Here is a 22,561-nt window from a genome sequence, read left to right on the forward strand (position 1 = left end):
GAGGCCGTCAGTCACTTTATTCTGCCGGACAAAAGAAAGGACCGAACGTTTCCACGTTCAGTCCTCTTTGTGCCATCCAAGTACCCGTTTAGGTATAAACGATGATGCTTATCCGAACGGCATTAGACATAATGTCGGCTTTTTTGTTGGTAATGATTACAGTAACCACGTGTTAAACGTTTTTCTCTTTCCACTCTTGTGCAAGACGAGAAACGGCATCTTGGCTTTCTTTCCACATACGAGTATTGATCAAATCACTATACTCAGCGGTTGGTTTTTTTAACAATGTTTCTAAAATAGGGACTGGAATCTGTGGTAATCCATCAAGGGCCTGTACAGCACCTTCACGGTTATTACATAACATCACCATGTTACAACCAGCTTCTTGAGCTGCGATAGCTCGTTCGCTATAGCTGCCTAATACGTCAGCTCCTTTCATATTAAGATCATCAGAGAAGATCACGCCTTTAAAACCTAGCTCTTTACGTAATACCTGTTTTAACCAATATTCTGAACCACTTGCAGGTTTTTCGTCATAAGCATCAAATACAACGTGTGCTGGCATGATGCCTTGCAGCAGGTTGTTTTCAATGAGATGTGTAAATACGGTCATATCATGGTTCTTAATATTATCCCGTGAATCGTAAGGCGTTTCTAAGTGAGAGTCGGCTATCACACCACCATGGCCAGGGAAGTGTTTACCGGTTGCAGCCATGCCAGCCTGCGCCATACCACTTACAAATTGGCTTGCATAACGGATAATGTCTTGTGGGGAATTTGAGAAAGCGCGATCACCGATCGCTTTACAGTCGTAACCAAGATCAAGTACAGGCGCAAAACTAATATCAATATCCATCGCGAGTAGTTCAGCAGCCATTAGCCAGCCACCTTGCTTAGCAAGCACTTCTCCATTTTTAGACGCTGCAAAAGCGCGAGCAGGTGGTAGTTGGGTAAATTCTTCGCGGAAACGTTGAACACGTCCGCCTTCTTGATCGACACCAATCAGTAAAGGGCGTTTAGCCGTTTTTCGAATCTCTTTAACTAACGCTCGAAGTTGCTCACGATTGTCATAATTTCGGGCGAAAAAGATGATACCGCCTACTGTAGGATGTTGAATAATTTCGCGTTCTTCTGCATCAAGTTCATAACTTGATACATCAAGCATTAAAGGTCCCATGACGGCACTCCGAGTAACATTATATTAGGCGATAAATTACCATAGTCAGTTTTATCCGCAATTTTTAATGTGAATTTAGGCATCATCATAATGGAATTTTTTAGGGGATGAACACGGTTTAATCATTTCCAATATCAGTATTAAATTAAAGTAATTATGGTGATCTTTGTTGATTATTTTATGAAATGGAATGTAGTATTACTTTCTTTGTGTGATCTTAGTTGATTAATTTGAACAGGTCTTAGGTTACACTCAATACAATTCTGTCATCGCAAAAGAGTGAGTCATGTCGGTACTTATAGTAATCGCTTTAACAACAGGAATTTTATCTGGGATTTGGGGCTGGGTAGCTGTATCTCTGGGCTTATTAAGCTGGGGAGGATTTCTTGGCTGCACGACATATTTTGCTCTTCAGCGCGATGGTATAAAAGGCGTTGGGTTAAGCATTGCAACAAACTTAAGCGGTGTTTTTTGGGCGATGGTGATCATTAAGTTATCATCTTTAGTTCATTTTGAGATTATTGGTTACGTTGTCACTGCTCTAGTTGCATTTATGATGTGCGCACAAGCAAAAAAATCGTGGTTATCTTTTATCCCTGGTACCTTTATAGGCTCATGCGCAACGTTTGCTGCAAATGGTAATTGGCAATTGGTTATACCATCATTGGTTGTGGGTGTAGTATTTGGCTATTTAATGAAAAGTTCTGGTTTATGGCTACACGCGAAACTCGCAGAAAAAAAAACGGCTCGCGCTGAAATAGAGTTACCCATCACCCAGGATTAAGTAAACAATCTTACATATTGCTCATTAACCAGCTTTATAAAAATGCCGCTAGATTTATGCTTAAAAAAGCGATTAATCAGCGGCATTGTTATATGTAATGATAAATTTATATTTGTCTATTTACGATGTATTAGCTATGACTAGGCACAAAAATACCATTACGCTCGATACACAGCTTTTTCAATGCTGGTCGGTGTTGGTCTTTAGACGCTAATACACAAACTCGCATTCCCTCATTCAGTAATTGTTTCGCACGAGCGATGACGTTCTCGTGTTCGTAACTTTCACGATCAGCATCTCGACGGCAAAGGTCGACAAAAATATCATTCTTCCCTTCAGGGTAGAGAACAAACTCTGATTGCTGCATCAAACGTAATGCTTTCAGTGTTAATAATTCAGGGTCGTTACCTGTTTCGATTAAATACAAGTTAGCGCCTGTATCTTGGTATGATGCTAATAATTCACTAAAAGCCTGTTCTAATTCTTGCTCTGTTGTTGCTGTTTCAACTGCTGGTAGACGAAAGAATGTCTCCCAGAACTTTCGACGTTCATCAACGGTTTTGTAATGCTGTTTTATTCGAGTACGCTGCTGTCCTGAATAATGAGCTAATAAGCTTAAGTTTTGTGGTAATTGTGTTTCGAAACGTTCTCGTAAGTAACGAACCAAAACAGGTGATGCGCCACCACTTGAAATGGCAACTTGCATTGGTGAACGATCAATCATGGATGGCGTTATAAAATCACAATATGCAGGATCATCAACAACATTTGTCCATATCTTTAATGCATTAGCATCATGATAAACTTGATGGTTGAGTTCACGAGAATCGGTTGTCGCCCAAACTTGGTCAAATTGTGTAAGAAGTGACTTTTTATAACGGGCTTTTAGATATTCAAATTTACCTTCATCGAGTAGTGATACAAGATGAGGGTGAAGCTCTGGCGAGACAAGCGTAATGTTAGCTTGGGCTTTAAGTAATAGATCTACTTTGCGGCAGGCAACTTCACCACCACCCACGACTAATACTTTTTTATGGGTTAACTTTAGAAAAACAGGGAAAAAATCCATTTCGTATATCCGTCAAATCGCTCATTTTTATTTTGAGTTGTGCAACAAGCTAATGTTTACTAAGAAATCAATCACTTCATAAAGGTTACTAATTTAGTACCATGAAAAGATTATTAAGAGCAAGTTTAACATTGTAATCATTTCGCTGTGTTTAGTTACCTTGGTTTCGGCGATAGTAAAGTATGAGAAGAGTAAGCAGGAGGCTATAAAAGGTTACTGTACCGCCACTTTCTGTTTGTTCTGCAGCCGCAGTTACGACAGTTTGCGTATTGTCTCTATTATTTGAAGGATCTTTTATTACGGCAAAAGGATCGATATTCAGCGTTGGTTGTAATGAGGAATCATTAAGTGTGAATGTTGAATTATCATAATCTTGTATTTGTTGTTCTATCCAATCTCGATGGGTAGAAACCTGGGTATATTGCCCTGTAAGCTGATTATATTGGTTTTCTGGGTTGTCATTTCGATTTGAACATTTTGCCCCATTACTGGTTAACCCGATTAACCGAATGCCTTTATCACTATCAGATACTGCTTGATGATTTTGCCAGATAAGCGGGCCGCCAGAATCACCGCTACATACATCTTTAATTAAGCCATTAATGTTTGAATCTGCGCAGATAATATGTTCATTACCGATATTGAGCCCAACGCATTGGTTATCAGGAACACCGGCTAAACTAATTACTTGTAATGTAGTTGGATAACCTTTTCTAAGAGTGTCTCCCCAACCAGAAGCAATAGCAGTGACAGGAGAATCCATATTGGTCGCCCAAGTGTTGCTGAATATATTATCAGCTATGATTTGTTCATTAGGAGTAGCTAGTTTAACTGACTGGGCAATACCATACATTGAACGATTAACGCGAAAGAGCGCTATGTCATTGATAAAATTGTCTTCATTATAATTAGGATGACTGATCTTCTTTACGATATTAAAAAAATGCTTTTTATCAAGGTTTGCAAAATTACCATCTTGAATCATGCTTGTACCAACGATGGCAATATCACTAATGTTTGATGAGTTGCAGTGTGCTGCTGTTAGTAACCAATACTCACTTATCACAACAGCGCCACAGCTGACACTGTCGAAACCTTTTTGTTTGAGTGCAGCTTGCCAAGGGATCAGTTGTGAATCATAAAGGGTAGCATCGGTACCATTAATGGCCTTTGCTGTTGCTTGTGCATTAACTGGTGTATTCGCTAACGCAGATGATTGGTAGCTAAAAGCAGCAAAAATACCGACTAAGTACGTTAATTTTTTTAGCCATAAATGCAATGTCATGTGCAGCTCCATCTTGAACTGTTGTTTATTAAAGCGTAGCTACAACTGTTTAAAAAATTACCAGCAGCGTGTCATTTATCGCAAAAAAATGAATTTGTATTATTTTCGATACATAATAGTGATAACTGAACTCCAGAAAAATTTTGCTGATGAATTTAGAATCTACGATATATTTTCATTATCTGGATTGAGTTATGTTTAAATCATGTATTGGTTTTGGTATTGCAGGTAACTTTGCTGGGCATTTAGAACAAGCGGGTGAAGCGAGGGATTTTTTAGATATAGAAGTAAAAGAAGAAGTTCAACCCAAAGGCATTTTTCCTTTTTATGTGCCTTCTAATACAAATTCATTCTTAACGGTATACCCACTTTCATCTACGCGCATTACGCCATCAAACAACGCTGATAATTTACAGATTGAGCCCGAAGTTGCGCTTATTTGTGATATTAAATATCAACAAAAAAGTACTGGTGAAATCAATGTTGTTAGTTTAATTCCACGTCAGTTTGCAGCGTATAATGATTGTTCTATTAGAAAGCCTGATGCGAATAAAATTAGTGAGAAAAAGAATTGGGGAGCAAACAGTAAAGGGATTTCAGAAACCTTGATTGATATCGACCATTTCCAAACTGGTGGGATATTAGATCGTTTCCGTATCGCAAGTTTTCATCGTTCTAATGGTCAACTTCATTGCTATGGTGAAGATAGCCCAGTAGTTGGATATAGCTACTTTCACCAAAAGCTGCTTGATTGGGTTATTGAACGTATGAATCACCAGCAGGATATTGGGCCAACTGAAAATATTAACGCGCTACTAAATCAAGCTGATCATCCAAAGCAAGCCATTATTAGTATTGGTGCAACTCGCTATACACCATACGGAGAAACACACTTCTTACAACCAGGTGATACCAGTATTGTGGTTGTATATGATGGCATTTTATATAGTAGTGCAGATGTACTGCGTATGGCTGAAAACAATGATTGGCAAAGTAATGGGCTATCTGTATTGGTACAAACTGTTGATTAAGTAGTAAGATCAATTTGGTTAATAGCATAAACAAAGGATCCGTCATGTCGACATCAGTACCACATCAAGACTTAGTTTCAGTGCAATGGTTACATCAAGCATTAGCGAATAATGCACAGAACAATCTTGTCGTATTAGATGCTACGTCTTTTATGCCTGGCGTTGATCGCTCTCCAGAGCAAGAGCTGATTGAACAACGTATTCCACGTGCACGCTTTTTTGATTTTAATAACAAGCTAGCCGATCCAGATACCGATTTACCGCATATGTTACCGTCGGCGGAGCAGTTCTCACTCGAGGTAAGCAAACTAGGTATTAGTAATAATACCCATGTTGTGATTTACGATAGCTTAGGCATGTTTTCAGCGCCACGTGGCTGGTGGATGTTTAAAACGATGGGACACAATAATGTTTCTGTTTTAGATGGTGGGTTACCTGCATGGATAGAAGCTGGGCTTGAACTCGAATCAGGTGAACTAGAAAATATAATCCCAATGGATTTTAACGCCCAGTTACAATCAGAATGGGTGATAGATGCTAAACACCTTAATGAATTACTCACTGATAAAAATGTTGCTGTGATTGATGCAAGGCCACGTGCACGCTTCTTGGGCTCAGTGAAAGAGCCGCGTGAGGGCATTCGAAGTGGTCATATGCCTAATGCAAAAAATCTACCGTTTGGTGAATTGCTTGATAATGGCCACTTTATTGCGCTAGCCGAGATAAAAGCCAAGTTTGATGCGTTATCAACACCAGAACAGCGTTTAATTTTTAGCTGTGGCTCAGGTGTGACAGCATGCATTTTAGCTTTAGCTGCAAATTTGATTGGCCGTAAAGCGCTCACTGTTTATGACGGTTCGTGGACAGAATGGGGGGCAACTGAGTGTTACCCCGTTGTTAAATAAATATCGTTAAAATAGAAATATAGAGGCGAGCAGTGTAATAGCATGATAATTAATACTGCCGCCTTATTTCTATTGGTTATTAAGGTGAGGTATTTAATTTGTAACGATCAGGCTTTCTCATCAATAGCAACATAGCCCTTATCTTTGATAATACTTTGCGCTTGGTTAGAAAGGACAAATTTAATAAATTGTTGCGCATCATTGGCTAAGCCTTTTTGTTTAAACATCAACAAAAACGGTCGAGCAATTTTATATTCGCCTGATTCAATATTGGCAGCAGTCGGTAAAACATTATCGTACGAGAGAGCCTTGACTGAATCATCAACAGAGCCAAGAGAGACATAGCCAATTGCATGTTTATTACGTGAAACTAAACTTTTCACCATGCCATTGGTACTTACCACCAGTACGCGTGGGCTGATATTAGAAACAGTAAAGCCAGAAACTTGTTTGGTTAACCCAAAAAAGTGTTCAAATGAAAAACGAGAGCCTGATGCATTTTCACGGCTCACGACTGCCATATCTAAATCTTTACCGTTAATTGATTTCCAGTTAGTGATTTTACCTTGGTAAATAGCAATAAGTTGCTCACGCGTCAGATTTGTTACCGGATTCGCTTTATTTACTACAAGCGCAATACCATCATAAGCAATAGTAATGGCTTTATAGTTATTATCTAATTCAGCACGAGAAATGACACGGGAGCTCATACCTATTTCAGCGGCACCTTGCTTAACAGCATTAATACCCGCGGTTGAACCGATACCTTGAACTTCAATTGTGGTGTCTTTATGCGTTGACGAGTAGGTATCTGCAAGCACATCCATAATGTGACTTACCGATGTAGATCCAACAACGGTGACTGTTTCTTTTGCTTGTACATTGAATGATATACATACGCCTAATGCGAGTAAGCGAATTACGGTTTTAAGCATTTTTTACTCCATGAGCTTCATTATTTCGAGCGTATGTTATTACGATAGTGTGACAGGTTTGTGAATCTCATAACTAAAAGTCATGTGTTGGCGAGTTAATGGTAACTAGAAATAGTCACTGTAAAAGGTTAATGCCATGAGAGTATATAGTTAATATCATTGCCAATATAAGATAAAATTTTGAATCAACTTAGTAAAATGCTAAAGTCGATTAACAGATGTAACATTAAGTGTAGGGATTTACATTTAATGATTGAGGTAGGCGCCGTACAGCGTTAGTAGGAAATACACAAGGTTGGTTATATGCTTAAAATGGCAACAACAGCAACATCACCGAATAAAGCAATTTTATCTGAACGGATTCAAAAATTGATTAAAGGGCTTTCTAATGGCGTTTATGAACGTGAGGAAGTGATTAAGCTGTGTTTGCTTGCGGCATTAGCAGGAGAGAGTGTTTTTCTTTTAGGGCCACCAGGGATCGCAAAAAGTTTAATTGCAAAACGATTAATTCAGGCTTTTGATGATAGCAAATTTTTTGATTACTTGATGACGCGTTTTTCAACACCTGAAGAGGTGTTTGGACCTTTATCTATTCAAGAGTTAAAAGACAATGGTAAATATGTCCGTTTAATTGATGGTTACTTACCGACAGCACAAGTGGTTTTTCTTGATGAAATTTGGAAAGCCGGCCCTGCTATTCTAAATACGTTATTAACAGTGGTTAATGAACGTACATTCAAAAATGGTCAAGACATACTACCTGTACCTATGCGCTTGTTGATCACCGCATCTAACGAGTTACCTGATGAAGATAGTGGCCTTGATGCTTTATATGATCGAATGCTCGTTCGTGTATTCGTTAATCGTATTCAAGAGAAAAAGAACTTTAAAGCCCTATTGATGGGGGAAGGGCCAACACTACAAGAAATAGATCCAAGTCTCACTATTAAAGATGAAGAGTATGTTAACTGGCAGCAGCATATTGATGAGATCCAATTAAGTGAAGAGACCTTTGAACAAATCTTTAAGCTTAAATCAATGGTTGAAGAGCATGTTAATCAAACCGATGTGATTGATAGTGACAGTGAGTTGTATATCTCTGATCGACGTTGGAAAAAGTCGGTACGGCTATTAAAAGCCAGCGCGTTTTTTAATGGTCGTAGTGAAATCAACCCACTTGATTTGTTACTGTTGCAAGATTGCTTATGGCATAGCCCAGAATCGCGTAATGTTATTTGTAATATCATTAATACATTCGCGACAGAACATGCCTTTAATCAGACTCACTCAAGTTTAGACGCTAATGAAGCAGAAACTATCATCAATAAGATTAACAATGATGTCGTTGAAAAATTGGCTGTGCCTTTTACTAAAGAAAGCACTATGCGTAAAGAGTGGTTTAAATATAACTTTGCGACAGCCGCAAGATTTAACGTTAACAACAACCCTCGTATGATCAAATTGGTGATGCTACAGCAAAATCCATCAGTCTCGGAACAAGAGCCGGGTGATAGCCGATGGGTATACGTAGATGGTGATGAGTTTGATAAGAAAATTAGGACGGGTAAATGTGATATTTATGGTTTTGTAAATAAGAACACGCATTTGTGTCGCTTACAATTTGAAATTGATGCGCAAAACCGCCTAACCATTAAAGATATTGCTAATCGCTCGGTATTAGTAGGCATTGCAGGTAATAAAGGTATCACTGAAACTCAGCAACAAACATGGCAAGACGGTGTTGACGGTGCCATGGCAAAAATAGTTGATGCAGAGCATAACATTAAAAAGTCACGTGCAAGTTTCCACGGAGCATTACCGCATAACTTTATCAATGATGCTTTTCCTGCACTGATTGAACAAAGTCTATGTGATGCTGCAGATAAAGTGGCAGAGCTTAAAGGGCTAGTCGAAAAGAGTGCATTTCGCATTACCCATCTTTCTGAGTATTTTGCCAAATAATGCTTGTTGTTAAGCAGTTTATTGTTAGGTGTAATCAACACCTAACGGTAGGCACGAAAAAGGAGAATCGCGTATGCCAGTCTCTGAAGGATTAAACTTCGCATTGATGCTTGCTGAATCAGGCGTTATTGATAGTGCTGTTCATGAAGTCATGGTACGTCCGCAGTTATTAATGGCGGCAGAATCTAGCCCTGGTGTTAAAACGGCGATGAAAAACCAAGTCATGAAATGGCGAGGGCAAATGATCCGTCAAACCGCTAAGGGAACGGTGGTAGAACGGTTTCATGACGAAATAGAGCTTTATCAACAAGTCTGTAAATGGGATCAAGATTATTTTATCGAGCATGCTGATGACGTCGTAAAAAAGCTGGAAGGGCAGTCTTCGTTTTATTTCAAAGCAAAAAATCTTGTAGCCAAAGAACACCAGAAACATAATCCGATGTTTCAACGATTCTTTTGTGACAAGTGGTATGAGTATATTGCTTATGCCTTAAAAGAAGCGCAAGAATCGGAAATTGAAGAAAATAAAGAAGATTTGTTGAAAGACTTGTATCAGCGTATTGAAACGTTAAAGCAAGTGGAAGAAGTAACTGAAGCTGGCGATGAGAAAAAGGCCGGTCGTTTATGGGATATGGCAAAAGCGAAATTGACGCAGACTGATGTCGATGTCATGAAGAAAATTGCTAAGTTTTTAAAAAACAATAACGGCTTGCAAGATATTGCTGAGAAGTTAGGGCGTATGGCCAGTGAAGTCGATGATCCTAATAAAGAGCGCGTAAAAGCAGAAGAACTTAAACTGGTGGAAGAGAAAAGTGACAATGTCACTGATGATATTGTCGGGATCCATGAAAGTGACGATCTCGCCAAACTCTTACCTAATGAAGCAATGTTTTTAGCCTATCCTGAATTAGAAGTGGTGTTCTATAAACACTTAGCCGATAAACGCTTAATGAATTACCGTATGCAAGGTACGCAGCGTAAACTACGTAAGGTAAAAGCGTATAAGCGACAAACTAAACAGGTAGATCAAGATAAAGGCCCATTTATTGTTTGTATTGATGCTTCAGGTTCTATGTCGGGTTTCCCTGAAAATTGTGCCAAAGCACTGGCTTATGGCTTAATGCAAATAGCACTTGCTGATGAACGTGATTGTTATGTCATTATGTTTTCAACTCAACAGATTACGTACGAGTTGACGAAGCAAGATGGGTTAAGCGAAGTGGTTAACTTTTTATCTTATTCATTTCATGGCGGTACGGATCTTGGTCCTGTATTAGATCAATCGATTGATTTGATGAGTGACGGTAAATATAAAAACGCTGATCTCGTGGTGCTATCTGACTTTATTGCGCCTAGCCAGCCTGAGGCTATGTTAAGCCGAGTAGAAAAACTGAAAGCCCAGAAGAACCGTTTTCATGCCGTTAACCTGTCAAAATACGGCAATCCAGAACTTTTAGAGATGTTCGATCATTGTTGGTCTTATCACCCTTCTAAATTAAGTCAACTAGGTAAATTATTCCGTATTCGTTAATGTTTACATTATTCGCGCTATAGCTTAATCCTGTAACGCTATAGCGCAAATATCTGTTTTTTCTTTTTATGTTCTGCGCTATTTGATTTTAAAGTATTCAAGCAATGCATTACGCCATTCATTACTCTGCCTAAATTGTAGTAATTCTCGGTTTACTGATTCTTCGTAAGGGCTTTGCTCTATTAACGCGATACCATAATTTTGCTTTTCAAATTGATAAGGTAAGACAGTTAATTTTTCATATTTACCGTTTTGTTTTGCGATCTTTAGCTCGTATTTTACGATTGCATCATCATTCACGGCAGCATCGATTTCACCACGTTCTAAAGCATCCAACATTTCAACGACTGTGTCGTATTGACGATGGGCAATACTGTGACGAGTTAAAAATTGCGACGACGTTGAAGCAGTCTTTGCGCCAGTATTAACATTCGCTAAATCGTTGGGGCTTTTTATATCGCTATTAATTAATCCGATAGTAAATGTACTGGCTAAAACTGCGGTGATACTGGCAATAAACAGGGTTGTGAAAACCGCCAGTGCAACGGTTAGTACTCGTCCTGTTAGCGTTTTAAATTCGTAATAATTAAAAGGTCCTTTGGTAATAAATAACAACCCTAGAATAAAACCTTCAATTAATTGCGCGGGTCTTGAACGCATCGAGTAAAGCTTGTCATTAACACGGTGCTCTAATAAATAATAGAGGCCACCGATAATTGCCGCAGCCGTGACAAAAATAGCAATAATGGTTAAGAGGTGTCTGTTAGTTATAATACTTTTAAACGTATCGAAATGACTGGCAGATTTAACAACAATTGCAAGATGCGTTTCGTAAAAAGAGTGCGAAAAATCAATGATTTGCTCTCGCTCTGGTGTGATCGATAAACACGATAACCCAATATCGATTTCTTTTGCCGCAACCGCTTGTAATAGATCTTTTAAAGGGTAATTTTTGAAGGTGTAAGGGATCTCCAACTTTTCAGCTATTTGCTGCCATAGTAAAATACTTAATCCTGTATATTCACCAAATTGATCTTGCATAACAAAAGGAGGGCAAATATAAGTGCCGATGACCAGTTCCTTGTTGCTTAACGCAGCCGTTGTCAGTTCATGTGATGTATCAACAGCTTGATGGTTTGACTTTTGGGTATCCGTTATTGCTGTCACTGGTGTATTTGCGATGGCGATATGTGAATAACTTCCCGCAAAAATAACGATTAATAGCACGAGTAAAGGCAGGTGATGGTACTTAGCGAGGCGTGGAGAACAGTAAATAACAAAAGTATTTTCTTGCGACATTATTAACTATCCTTTTGTTGTTTTTATTATTAAGTATAAATCCTTTCTCTTGTTTTGATTTTTGTACTGATGCGATATTGGATTTAAAAATGACAAATAAGCAGTGGTAAGAGCTGATAATTTGTATTTTAGAACTAAACAACACGTCAAATTATTAAGATATAGCAATAATAAGTGGACGATTTAGCCATTTATTTAATCATTAACACCTTAAACACTAAGTTTATCATCGATAAGCATGTACAATGCTGCGCTTTGATAAGATCCAATTCTGCGAGAAGCAAAGATGACCCAAAAGAAAAACGCACAGCCTAAGCAAGGCTTACACCCACGTAACCCACATCGTGCGCGTTATGATTTTGCGACACTAATTAAAGCAACCCCAGAGTTAGATCAGCATGTTAGCGAAAATGCTTATGGTGATCTTTCTGTAAACTTCTCCGATCCACTCGCAGTTAAAACATTAAACAAAGCGTTATTAAAGCATTTTTATCAAGTGGATCATTGGGATATTCCTGCTGGTTTTTTATGTCCTCCAATTCCTGGTCGTGCCGACTATTTGCATTACATTGCTGATTTATTAGCGCAATCTAACGAAGGGGCGATTCCTCAAGGTAAAGGTATTCGTGGTTTAGACATTGGTATCGGTGCAAACTGCGTCTACCCAATTATTGGACATCGTGTTTATGGCTGGCAATTTGTTGGTTCAGAGATCGATCCTCTTGCTGTGAAATCAGCAAAATTCATTGCAGGTAACAATCCACGTTTAAAAGGCGCTATTCAAATTCGTCTACAAAAGAATGCTGATAATATCTTTACAGATACGATCAATGATGAAGAAGTGTTTGATTTTACGTTATGTAATCCGCCATTCCATAGCTCTGAAGAAGAAGCAATGGCAGGTTCTGAACGAAAAGTTCGTAACCTTGCAGCAAATGCGAATAAGAAACAACAAGCTCGTTCTCGCGGTAAAGTATCGCCTGCTTTTAATAATGCGAAGTCATCAACAACACCTGTATTAAACTTTGGTGGTCAAAAAGCTGAATTGTGGTGTAAAGGCGGTGAAGTCGGTTTTATCAAAAAAATGATCAATCAAAGTGCAAGTAAGTCTACACAGTGCTTCTGGTTTACAACCTTAGTATCGAAGAAAGAAAACTTAGGTGTACTTTACAAGCAACTTGAGAAAGTGGGTGCGGTTTCGGTAAAAACTATTGAAATGTCACAAGGTCAAAAGATCTCACGTCTTATTGCTTGGACGTTCTTAAACGAAGAACAGCAACAAGAATGGCGCCAAGAGCGCTGGAGCTAATTTAGCTTTTGCTATAAATAAGCGATGTATTTATCAATACATCGCTTTATGATTGGTTCTCATTAATATCCAAAGATTACACAGAATTAGAATCATAGAACATACCACTATGTTAATTTAATGTTGCTTCCTCTAGCAGTCCAATAAGCTCACTCTCTGTTTGCGGTATTCTTGCCAATTCTAATAGAGGAGAATCACCTCCTTTCAGCATATAAGCCGTATTTGTGCAGTGATCATGATGGAACCATTTACCGTTAATACAAAGATCGGTATAGCATCTTTTATCTTTTCTTAATTTCATACCACCTCCTGTTAACAATAAGTTAACAATAAACTTCTTTCCAAATCATCATGATGATTTAGATCAAGTTAAGGTATTGTTAATTAAATATTAACGATAAGTGTGTTTTAAGCCTTATAGGCGCTCTCATTCGTCATCACAATACTTATACAATAAAAAAACTTGTACAAGGTGATCTATTTGTCTACATTGATTGTACAACAAGAAATAACTGTACAACTTTGGAGGCGGGTATGGGTATCCCTGTAGGAATCAGTTCATGTGTATTAGGCGAGAAAGTACGCTTTGATGGCGGGCATAAACGTAATCGTTTTGTAGCAGAAGACTTAGCTGAATACTTCAGCTTTAGAGCGGTATGTCCTGAAATGGCTATTGGGATGTCTACGCCGCGTCCGGTGATTCGTTTACAAGATAATGGCATTGAAGTACGGCTTGTTGATAGTAAAGATAATGCTATTGATCACACTGATAAAATGAAGGCGTTCGCCGATGAAATTATACCTAGTTTTGAGTGGTTACGTGGCTATGTGGTGTGCGCTAAATCACCTTCTTGTGGTATGGAACGAGTTAAATTGTATTTAGAAAATGGTAACTCAGTACCAGGCGGATCTGTTGGTATCTATACCAAGCAACTAATGGAAGCAATGCCATGGTTACCTATTGAAGAAGATGGCCGACTATGTGATCCAGTACTGCGAGAGAATTTTATCTTCCGTGTTTATGCACTTGATGATCTCTATCGTAGTGTTGACGGTGGTATTACTCGAGGAAAAGTCATTAAGTTTCATTCTCGTTACAAACTTTGCTTAATGGCACATCATCAAGAGTCTTATCGTTCGCTTGGACGCTTAGTATCGAAAATTCATGAGTGGGATGATTTAATTGAGTTCTTCTTAACTTATCGTCAGCAATTTATGGACGCTCTGAAAAACCGTGCAAGCCGTAAAAATAACACCAACGTGTTAATGCATATTCAAGGTTACTTTAAACGTGATTTAGATAAGGATCAAAAAGCAGAGTTACGTGATGTAATTATGCGCTATCGTGAGGGAAATATTCCTTTAATTGCCCCGCTAACACTTATTAATCATCACTTAACAGTAAACCCTGATGAATATCTTGCAACGCAAGCATATTTATCTCCTTACCCTGAAAAACTAAAGCTTCGTTTCTCATTGTAATAATGAAATTAAGGGTAAATATAATGAATCAATTCAACCCGAAAAAGTTGTTAAATAGTAAGTGGACTGCTGCAACACCTAAAAATAAAGAAAAACATTTTATTATTACTGAACTTGAAATTAACGAGGAAGGTAAAGTATTGCATTGCACGATGGAAGCAGTAATGTCTAAACGTGAATTTATGATCAATTGGCAAGATTTAAGAAATACTTCGTTATGGCATCAAGGGTGGAAATAATGTGAGCAACGTAATAATTAGGAAAATGTAAATATTCATTACAGCATTATTACACTCAATATTATTTTATAGCAACATTAGCCCTGATTTATTTAGGGTTATAGTTTTGAGTGCCAACGGAGTATTTATGGCAATTAAAGTAGGAATTAGTGGTTGTCTTTTAGGACAACAAGTACGTTTTGACGGGGGTCATAAACGTTTTAAATTCGCAGACGAAGAATTAAGTGAATATTTTGAGTTCAAGCCTATTTGTCCAGAAGTCGGCATTGGCATGACGATCCCGCGTCCAGTTATTCGTTTATTGGATAACAGCATTGATGTTCGTTTAGTTGATAGTAAAGATACTACGCTTGATTATACTGACAAAATGAACGCATTTACTGATAATGTTTTACCTTCATTAGAAACATTATGTGGTTACATTGTATGTGCTAAATCGCCTTCTTGCGGTATGGAGCGAGTTAAACTTTATCTTGATAATGGTCACTCAGTTCCTGGCGGCTCTATGGGTATTTATACAAAACGTCTTATGCAGAAAATGCCTTGGTTACCGATTGAAGAGGACGGCCGTTTATGCGATCCCGTATTAAGAGAAAACTTTGTTTTTCGGGTTTATGCACTTAATGATTTATATGAGAGTGTAAAAGGTGAAGACGGAATCAGTCGCAATAAATTAATGAACTTCCATGCTCGATATAAATTAGCCTTGATGGCAAACCACCCAGCCACGTACCGTAAGCTTGGTCAGCTACTAGCTAAAAGTCATGAGTGGAGTGATATTAATGCATTCTTTGTAAAGTATCGTCAATTATTAATGGACGGTCTAAAACATCGTTCAAATTGCAAAACGAATACGAATGTACTGCTACATATTCAAGGTTACTTTAAACGTAATTTAGATAAACAACAAAAAGCAGAATTACGCGATGTTATTATGCGCTATCGTGAAGGTAACCTGCCATTAATCGCACCGTTAACACTCATCAATCATCATTTAGCATTAAACCCTAATGAGTATTTATCAAAACAAGCTTATTTAGCGCCTTATCCTGAAGCATTGAAGTTACGTTATTCATTATAAATACGTATTGTGGTTTTTAAGATATAAACGCCATATGTTGAACTAAAATAACCATTAGGCTACATCAATAGATTATTAAATGTAGTCTGTATACTTATTATTCTTTTCAATTATTCAAGGTAGAAAAATGAAAGACGAAACGCTATCCATTCACAGTGGTTACGAAACCGATCCGACAACTAAATCAGTCGCAACACCAATTTATCAAACGGTAGCCTACGAGTTTGATGATGCACAGCACGGTGCTGATCTTTTTAATCTTGAAGTGCCGGGCAATATTTATACCCGTATCATGAACCCGACCAATGACGTATTAGAAAAACGTATGTCTGCGCTTGAAGGAGGTATTGCGGGTTTAGTGGTCAGTGCTGGAAGCGCGGCGATTAACTATGCGATTCTAACCCTAGCTCAAGCAGGGGATAATATTGTATCAACACCACAACTTTATGGCGGAACCTATACGTTATTTGCTCATATGTTACCAAGCCAAGGGATTGAAGTTCGGTTTGCAAAAGATGATAAACCAGAATCTATGGCTGCGTTAATCGATGAAAAGACCAAGGCGGTCTATTGTGAAAGTATTGGTAATCCTAGTGGTAACATCATTGATCTCGAAAGAGTATCTCAGTTAGCACATGATAAAGGCGTACCTGTTATCGTCGACAACACTGTTGCAACACCTGTGCTATGTAAACCAATTGAATTTGGCGCTGATATTGTTGTTCACTCATTGACTAAATATGTGGGCGGACATGGAACAACATTAGGTGGCGTTATTGTTGATTCAGGGAAATTTCCATGGACACAGTACAAAGATAGATTCCCTGTATTTAGCCAACCAGAACCGTCTTATCATGGTGTTGTATATAATGAAGCGTTTGGTGAAGCGGCATTTATTGGTAGAGCGCGAACTGTGCCACTAAGAAATACAGGTGCTGCGCTGTCTCCGATGAATGCGTTTATGCTGATGCAAGGTTTGGAAACCTTACCATTACGCATGGAGAGACATACTGAAAATGCACTTAAAGTTGCACAATATCTCGCTAACCATGACCAAGTTAGTTGGGTTAACTATGCTGGTCTTCCTGATTCGGATTATTACGAGTTATCACAAAAATATACCAAGGGTAAACCCTCTGCTATCTTGTCGTTCGGACTGAAAAATGGTTATAAAGCAGGTGTTCGTTTTTATGATGCACTCGGTTTGTTTAAACGGTTAGTGAATATTGGTGATGCTAAATCACTGGCTTGTCATCCTGCCTCAACCACACATCGACAAATGACACCAGAAGAACAGAGCCAAGCTGGTGTTCATCCTGAAATGATAAGACTTTCTATCGGCATTGAACATATTGATGACATCATTGCTGATTTAGAACAAGCACTTAACGCATAGCGTTTTTCAATGTGGCAATCATTATTTTGATTGCCACAATACTTAGCTTATTTCTAATTACTACTCACCACCTCTTTTTTTGATGTGATACAACTCTAACTTCAATCTTGTACAAGGTTAAATCATTGTACAAGTTGGAGGTTTAACACTATAGTTATACATGAAAGAGCAGTTGTACAAGTTTGTATTGTTATGTTCTTAAACTAATTATGAAATTACGAATGAAGGTAATAATTTGAACGTTGAAATTAAGTTGTATTCAATTAGTGAAGTATCTGAAGCTACGGGTGTTAACTCTGTAACCTTACGTGCTTGGCAACGCAGATATGGTTTATTAGTTCCTCAACGAACACCTAAAGGTCACCGTCTTTATACCGATAGCGATATTGCTAAAATTCATGAAATTTTAACTTGGTTAGCCAAAGGAGTATCAATTGGTAAGGTTAAACCTTTATTAGAAGGTACTGCTGAACATCATGAATTAAATGTTGAAAAAATAGAAATGGTTGACGAAACCATCTGTTTAATTGAGCAGGGTAAAGCACAACAAATAGAAAAACGCGTACGTGAAGCATTAAAACTTTATCCATTTAATGTTTTAGAAGAGCAATTTTTAAAGCCAATTGAGCAACATATAACACGCAGTGATAATCCATTAAAAACATTACAAAAAAGTGTGTGGAACTCAGCACTTACTCAATGTTTTATTCCTGTATTAGCGAAAGTTAATTCAGATAAAAATCCCCCAAGTCTCGTGTTAAGTTTTTCATCTTCAGATAATCACTTTGTGTGGCAACAGGCCTTAAAATTAGCGTATGAAGGTTATTACGCGATTGTTTTATCTGATTTATTAGGAAAAGTAACAGGATTGTCAGCATTTATAACAGAGCATGACATTAACCACGTCTATATCGTTGGAGAAAACAAACTTGATAATAAGCAGTTAGCTGATATTGAAATAATAGAAAAAGAAAGCAATGTTCAAGTTTCTTTCATTGGAAGCATAAAAATGATCCACAAGCAGTAGAAGTAAAAAGATCCACCAGCATTATTATTTTAATAAGCTAATAGGAGTGATGATGACAAATAAAACAGTAAAAGAGCAGCACGTTATTATTTGGTTTCGTTCAGATTTACGTGTTGTTGATAATACAGCATTAAATCATGCAATCGATAGTGGACTTCCTATTATCGCACTCTTTATTGCAACGCCTATGCAGTGGCACCAACATAATATGGCGGCAGTTCAAGTAGACTTTGTTCATCGTCGGTTACAAGTATTAAAGCAACAGTTGGCTAAACAAAATATTCCTTTGCAAGTTATTGAAGTTAATGACTTCTCAGAATCGGTTAAAGTTATTGAGCAAGTTTGTTTTGATTATAATGCTGTGCATGTTTTTGCGAATAAACAATATCCAATTAATGAGCATAAACGTGATATAGCTGTAGGGGAATTGCTTGCAAAAAATAGTATAAAATTCAGTATTTTTGATGATAATTATATTTTGCAGCCTGAAATGGTTTTGACCCGTGATGGGGAATTATTCAAAGTTTTCACCCCATTTAGAAATGCATGGATCAAGCGTTTCTTATTATCACCTAGTTACCCTGTAACAAATAAGGGTGACACTGTAACTAGTGACGTGGTGATTAAGTTATTGTCTGCCTGTCATCAAATCAAAGCTTTCAACTATCCGATTATCGATAGTGTGTTATGGCCAGTAGATGAAGAAACTATTGCACAAAGATTAGAAACGTTTTGTGAAACTAAAGCCGAATCATATCACCAAAACAGAGATTTTCCCGCGATTGATGGCACTAGTTGTTTATCCCCATATCTTGCTATTGGGGCGCTTTCAACTAGGCAGTGTCTGCATCAGCTATTGCAGCACTTTCCAAATGCATTAGAAATTAATAAGGATGATGGCGCTTTTACATGGTTGAACGAGATTGTTTGGCGTGAGTTTTATGGTCATTTACTTCATCGCTACCCTGAATTAAGCCAACATCAGCCATTTCAAAAGTTTACTCAGTTTGTCAAATGGAAAGATGACGCAACATTACTTAAAGCATGGCAAGAAGGAAAAACGGGGTTTCCTATTGTCGATGCCGCTATGAGGCAATTACGTGCAACAGGTTGGATGCATAATCGTTTACGTATGATCACTGCAAGTTTTCTAACGAAAGACTTGTTATGTGATTGGCGTGTCGGTGAGCAGTGGTTTATGCAGCACCTCATTGATGGTGATTTCGCTTCCAATAACGGAGGTTGGCAATGGGCCGCATCAACAGGTACCGATGCACAACCTTATTTCAGAGTATTTAATCCAACACTACAAGGGCAACGATTTGATCCAAAAGGTGATTTCATCCGTACATGGGTTAAGGAATTAGAACATGTTCCGGATAAATACATACACACGCCGCATCAATGGGCGAGTGCAGAATCACTGAATTATCCATTGCCAATTGTCGATCATAAGGAAGCCCGTCTAGTCGCAATTGAGTCTTTTAAACAAGCAAAGGCTTATATGGATATTCATCAATAACACTGGTGGAGGAATAAATAATGGACGCAGTGATAAACCCTGCATTAATTAAGTTTTTTAATGTGTATGGACAACTAGGAAAGGACAACCTCTCTCAACTGTCTGACGTTTATCATCATTTAGTTATTTTTGAAGATCCTGCACATAAAATTGAAGGTTTTAGTGCTTTAGAAGCTTACTTTTTTAACCTTTATCAAAATATAAATAGCTGTCGATTTATTATTAATAGCTATGTAGAAGATGATCATGAAGCGTTTGTTCAATGGACAATGCACTTTTCACATCCTCGATTACAAAATGGCAAAGAACGTAGTTTAGAAGGCTGTACTCAGCTGAAATTTGAACAAGATAAAGTGATTTATCATCGTGATTATTTCGATATGGGGGAAATGATTTATGAAGGTCTACCCATGTTTGGACGCATTATTCGACACATTAAATCAAGGTTAGGGCAATGAATCAGGTATTGATCACAGGTGCTAGTTCAGGGATTGGCAAACAGCTTGCATGTGATTATGCAGATGACGGGTGGCGTGTTATTGCTTGCGGTCAAAATGCGCAGCGTTTAAATGAATTAGAAGAAGAACATCAAGCGATAAAAACATTACGTTTCGATGTAACAGATTTTGAAAGCACACTATCAGCGCTTACATCCTTAGAGACTCTACCAGAGTTAATTATTTTAAATGCCGGCACGTGTGAATACATTGATGAAGGAAAAATTGATACAGCATTAGTTAAACGCGTTTTTGATGTCAATGTTTACGGAGTTCTCCATTGCATAGAAGCCTTACAAGCGCGATTTAATGAAAAAACGCATTTAGTCATTATCAGTTCTTCTGCCAGTTTCGTTGCTTTACCACGTGCAGAAGCCTATGGCGCTTCTAAGGCTGCAATGAGTTATATCACTCAAGCACTTGCTGTTGATCTCGCTTATTTGAATATGAAAATTACGTTAGTGAATCCTGGTTTTGTAAAAACGCCATTAACAGATAAAAACGATTTTACGATGCCAATGTTAGTGTCACCCGAACATGCTTCAAAAAAAATAAGATCAGGTATTGCTGCAGGAAAAAAAGAAATTAGTTTTCCTGCCACCTTTACACTGTTTCTTAAAACTATTGCGCTTTTGCCAATTACATTTCGATTGGCAGTAATTAAACGAATGACGGGGAAATCATAATGAAAATAGCCATTATAGGTTCCGGTATTTCAGGCTTGACGTCCGCTTGGTATTTACATCAAGAACACGAAGTTACTGTTTACGAGGCAAACAGTTATGTCGGTGGGCATACTGCAACGGTAGATGTCACTGTAGATAGTGGTGATTATGCCATCGATACTGGGTTTATTGTTTTTAATGATCGTACTTATCCAAACTTTGAAAATTTGCTTGAACAACTTGAAATAACAGGTAAGCCAAGCGAAATGAGCTTTAGTGTTCACAATGAGCGTACGGGGCTTGAATATAATGGGCATACTATTTCATCACTGTTTGCCCAGAAACGTAATTTATTGAACCCGGCTTTTTATCGCTTTTTGTATGAGATCACCCAGTTTAATAAGCTTGCTAAAAAGGTTGTAGGTGATAGTGAGTTAATGAATCAAACGCTAGGTGATTTTTTAACTCAGCATCAGTTTAGTGATTACTTTGCTGAAAATTATATCTTACCGATGGGGGCTGCTATTTGGTCTTCAACGTTATCTGATATGAGACGTTTTCCCTTAGCTTTCTTTCTGCGTTTTTTCTTAAACCATGGTTTGTTAGACATAACTAATCGTCCACAGTGGCGTGTAATACCGGGTGGTTCTCGTGAATATGTTAGAAAAATGATGTCTTATATCGGAGATTGTATTCAACTAAATAGCCCTGTCTCTTCGGTGAAGCGTAGTAAAGGCAAGGTAATTGTTACGGTTAATACTAAGCAAGAAGAATTTGATCAAGTGATTTTCGCTTGTCATAGTGATCAAGCGTTAAAAATGCTGTCTGACGCAACATCAGAAGAAAACTACGTGTTATCAGATATTCATTATCAAGAAAACGAAGTGGTTCTTCATACCGATACTTCGTTATTACCAAAACGTCAGGCTGCATGGGCATCTTGGAATTATTCGTTACCTAAATCTCGTGATGCTCGAGAACGTAACTTAGCGTCACTGACTTATAACATGAATATACTTCAAGGCATTCTAGCTCCTGAAACATTTTGTGTAACCCTTAACCAAACTGAATCGATAGATAAAGACAAAATACTGCGCAAATTTGTTTATTCTCACCCTGTTTTTAATACGAAAAGTATTGCGGCTCAGCAGAAACGTCATTTAATAAATGGACAAAATCAAACATGGTTCTGTGGTGCGTATTGGTATAACGGTTTTCATGAAGACGGGGTACGTAGCGCGTTAGACGTTGTCGAAGCAATAAAAATGCAATCATTGACGCAATCAGAAGATGAAATGGTAACAGCGAAATCTCTGAATGTTTCTAATGAACCATCATATAACTGTGTCATACGAAGTTATTAGT

The 22,561-nt window shown here is 37.9% G+C and carries 21 protein-coding genes; 15 read left to right on the forward strand and 6 right to left on the reverse strand.

Annotated features, from left to right (window positions below):
• Positions 1-172: 172 nt before the first annotated feature.
• Positions 173-1,177: a beta-N-acetylhexosaminidase gene (gene nagZ / locus C9J41_RS10970; RefSeq protein ID WP_107261004.1), complete on the reverse strand. Its 1,005-nt coding sequence runs from the start codon at positions 1,175-1,177 to the stop codon at positions 173-175.
• A 286-nt stretch (positions 1,178-1,463) separates the two neighbouring features.
• On the opposite strand from nagZ, the gene C9J41_RS10975 reads away from it, so the two are divergent.
• A complete protein-coding gene (locus tag C9J41_RS10975) occupies positions 1,464-1,961 on the forward strand; it encodes a DUF1097 domain-containing protein (protein ID WP_107294562.1) in 498 nt (165 codons plus the stop codon).
• Between the two features lie 130 nt (positions 1,962-2,091).
• Here C9J41_RS10975 and C9J41_RS10980 read toward each other — a convergent pair whose 3' ends face one another.
• A complete protein-coding gene (locus C9J41_RS10980; RefSeq protein ID WP_107247195.1) occupies positions 2,092-3,030 on the reverse strand; it encodes a siroheme synthase in 939 nt (312 codons plus the stop codon).
• 151 nt (positions 3,031-3,181) lie between these two features.
• Positions 3,182-4,315, reverse strand: coding sequence for a trypsin-like serine protease (locus C9J41_RS10985; RefSeq protein WP_107294563.1), 1,134 nt, complete (start codon positions 4,313-4,315; stop codon positions 3,182-3,184).
• A 194-nt stretch (positions 4,316-4,509) separates the two neighbouring features.
• On the opposite strand from C9J41_RS10985, the gene C9J41_RS10990 reads away from it, so the two are divergent.
• Positions 4,510-5,346, forward strand: coding sequence for a DUF5718 family protein (locus C9J41_RS10990; protein WP_107207193.1), 837 nt, complete (start codon positions 4,510-4,512; stop codon positions 5,344-5,346).
• Positions 5,347-5,390: 44 nt separating this feature from the next.
• Complete coding sequence (locus C9J41_RS10995; RefSeq protein WP_107291216.1) at positions 5,391-6,251, forward strand: sulfurtransferase; 861 nt, start codon at positions 5,391-5,393, stop codon at positions 6,249-6,251.
• Between the two features lie 107 nt (positions 6,252-6,358).
• Here C9J41_RS10995 and C9J41_RS11000 read toward each other — a convergent pair whose 3' ends face one another.
• Complete coding sequence (locus C9J41_RS11000; protein WP_107207191.1) at positions 6,359-7,186, reverse strand: phosphate ABC transporter substrate-binding protein; 828 nt, start codon at positions 7,184-7,186, stop codon at positions 6,359-6,361.
• Between the two features lie 303 nt (positions 7,187-7,489).
• Here C9J41_RS11000 and C9J41_RS11005 point away from each other — a divergent pair, with 303 nt between their 5' ends.
• Positions 7,490-9,148, forward strand: coding sequence for an ATPase RavA domain-containing protein (locus C9J41_RS11005; protein WP_107207190.1), 1,659 nt, complete (start codon positions 7,490-7,492; stop codon positions 9,146-9,148).
• 73 nt (positions 9,149-9,221) lie between these two features.
• Positions 9,222-10,679 (forward strand): ATPase RavA stimulator ViaA, encoded by a 1,458-nt coding sequence (gene viaA, locus C9J41_RS11010; protein ID WP_107291215.1) that lies wholly within the window; start codon positions 9,222-9,224, stop codon positions 10,677-10,679.
• A 78-nt stretch (positions 10,680-10,757) separates the two neighbouring features.
• On the opposite strand, the gene C9J41_RS11015 is transcribed toward viaA, so the two are convergent.
• On the reverse strand, positions 10,758-11,978 hold the full coding sequence (locus tag C9J41_RS11015) for a transporter substrate-binding domain-containing protein (RefSeq protein ID WP_107292271.1): 1,221 nt from the start codon (positions 11,976-11,978) through the stop codon (positions 10,758-10,760).
• A 286-nt stretch (positions 11,979-12,264) separates the two neighbouring features.
• Between C9J41_RS11015 and rlmF the strand changes: the two genes are divergently transcribed.
• Positions 12,265-13,287, forward strand: a complete 1,023-nt coding sequence (gene rlmF, locus C9J41_RS11020; protein WP_105062264.1) for a 23S rRNA (adenine(1618)-N(6))-methyltransferase RlmF — start codon at positions 12,265-12,267, stop codon at positions 13,285-13,287.
• A gap of 112 nt (positions 13,288-13,399) precedes the next feature.
• Here the strand turns inward: rlmF and C9J41_RS11025 are convergent, their stop codons facing one another.
• Positions 13,400-13,588, reverse strand: a complete 189-nt coding sequence (locus C9J41_RS11025; protein WP_107207186.1) for a hypothetical protein — start codon at positions 13,586-13,588, stop codon at positions 13,400-13,402.
• Between the two features lie 233 nt (positions 13,589-13,821).
• Between C9J41_RS11025 and C9J41_RS11030 the strand changes: the two genes are divergently transcribed.
• The 9 genes from C9J41_RS11030 to C9J41_RS11070 all read left to right on the forward strand — a co-directional run bounded on the left by C9J41_RS11030 (position 13,822) and on the right by C9J41_RS11070 (position 22,560).
• The gene (locus tag C9J41_RS11030; protein WP_107294564.1) at positions 13,822-14,769 is read left to right on the forward strand and encodes a DUF523 and DUF1722 domain-containing protein; all 948 of its coding nucleotides are present in this window, start codon (positions 13,822-13,824) and stop codon (positions 14,767-14,769) included.
• 23 nt (positions 14,770-14,792) lie between these two features.
• Entirely contained in the window at positions 14,793-15,008 is a 216-nt protein-coding gene (locus C9J41_RS11035) for a TIGR02450 family Trp-rich protein (protein WP_107294565.1), read from the forward strand.
• A 127-nt stretch (positions 15,009-15,135) separates the two neighbouring features.
• On the forward strand, positions 15,136-16,089 hold the full coding sequence (locus C9J41_RS11040) for a DUF523 and DUF1722 domain-containing protein (RefSeq protein WP_107294566.1): 954 nt from the start codon (positions 15,136-15,138) through the stop codon (positions 16,087-16,089).
• 127 nt (positions 16,090-16,216) lie between these two features.
• On the forward strand, positions 16,217-17,485 hold the full coding sequence (locus C9J41_RS11045) for an O-acetylhomoserine aminocarboxypropyltransferase/cysteine synthase family protein (RefSeq protein WP_107294567.1): 1,269 nt from the start codon (positions 16,217-16,219) through the stop codon (positions 17,483-17,485).
• A gap of 235 nt (positions 17,486-17,720) precedes the next feature.
• Positions 17,721-18,512, forward strand: coding sequence for a MerR family transcriptional regulator (locus C9J41_RS11050; RefSeq protein WP_107247204.1), 792 nt, complete (start codon positions 17,721-17,723; stop codon positions 18,510-18,512).
• Positions 18,513-18,564: 52 nt separating this feature from the next.
• Complete coding sequence (phrB, locus tag C9J41_RS11055) at positions 18,565-20,034, forward strand: deoxyribodipyrimidine photo-lyase (RefSeq protein WP_107247205.1); 1,470 nt, start codon at positions 18,565-18,567, stop codon at positions 20,032-20,034.
• 20 nt (positions 20,035-20,054) lie between these two features.
• Positions 20,055-20,492, forward strand: coding sequence for a nuclear transport factor 2 family protein (locus C9J41_RS11060; protein ID WP_105062257.1), 438 nt, complete (start codon positions 20,055-20,057; stop codon positions 20,490-20,492).
• The gene (locus C9J41_RS11065; protein ID WP_105062256.1) at positions 20,489-21,217 is read left to right on the forward strand and encodes an SDR family NAD(P)-dependent oxidoreductase; all 729 of its coding nucleotides are present in this window, start codon (positions 20,489-20,491) and stop codon (positions 21,215-21,217) included. Before C9J41_RS11060 ends, C9J41_RS11065 begins: the two co-directional genes overlap by 4 nt.
• A complete protein-coding gene (locus tag C9J41_RS11070) occupies positions 21,217-22,560 on the forward strand; it encodes an NAD(P)/FAD-dependent oxidoreductase (RefSeq protein WP_107291210.1) in 1,344 nt (447 codons plus the stop codon). Before C9J41_RS11065 ends, C9J41_RS11070 begins: the two co-directional genes overlap by 1 nt.
• Position 22,561 lies beyond the last annotated feature (1 nt).

The sequence above is a fragment of the Photobacterium sp. GB-50 genome, from assembly GCF_003026755.1.
Taxonomy (GTDB): Bacteria; Pseudomonadota; Gammaproteobacteria; order Enterobacterales; family Vibrionaceae; genus Photobacterium.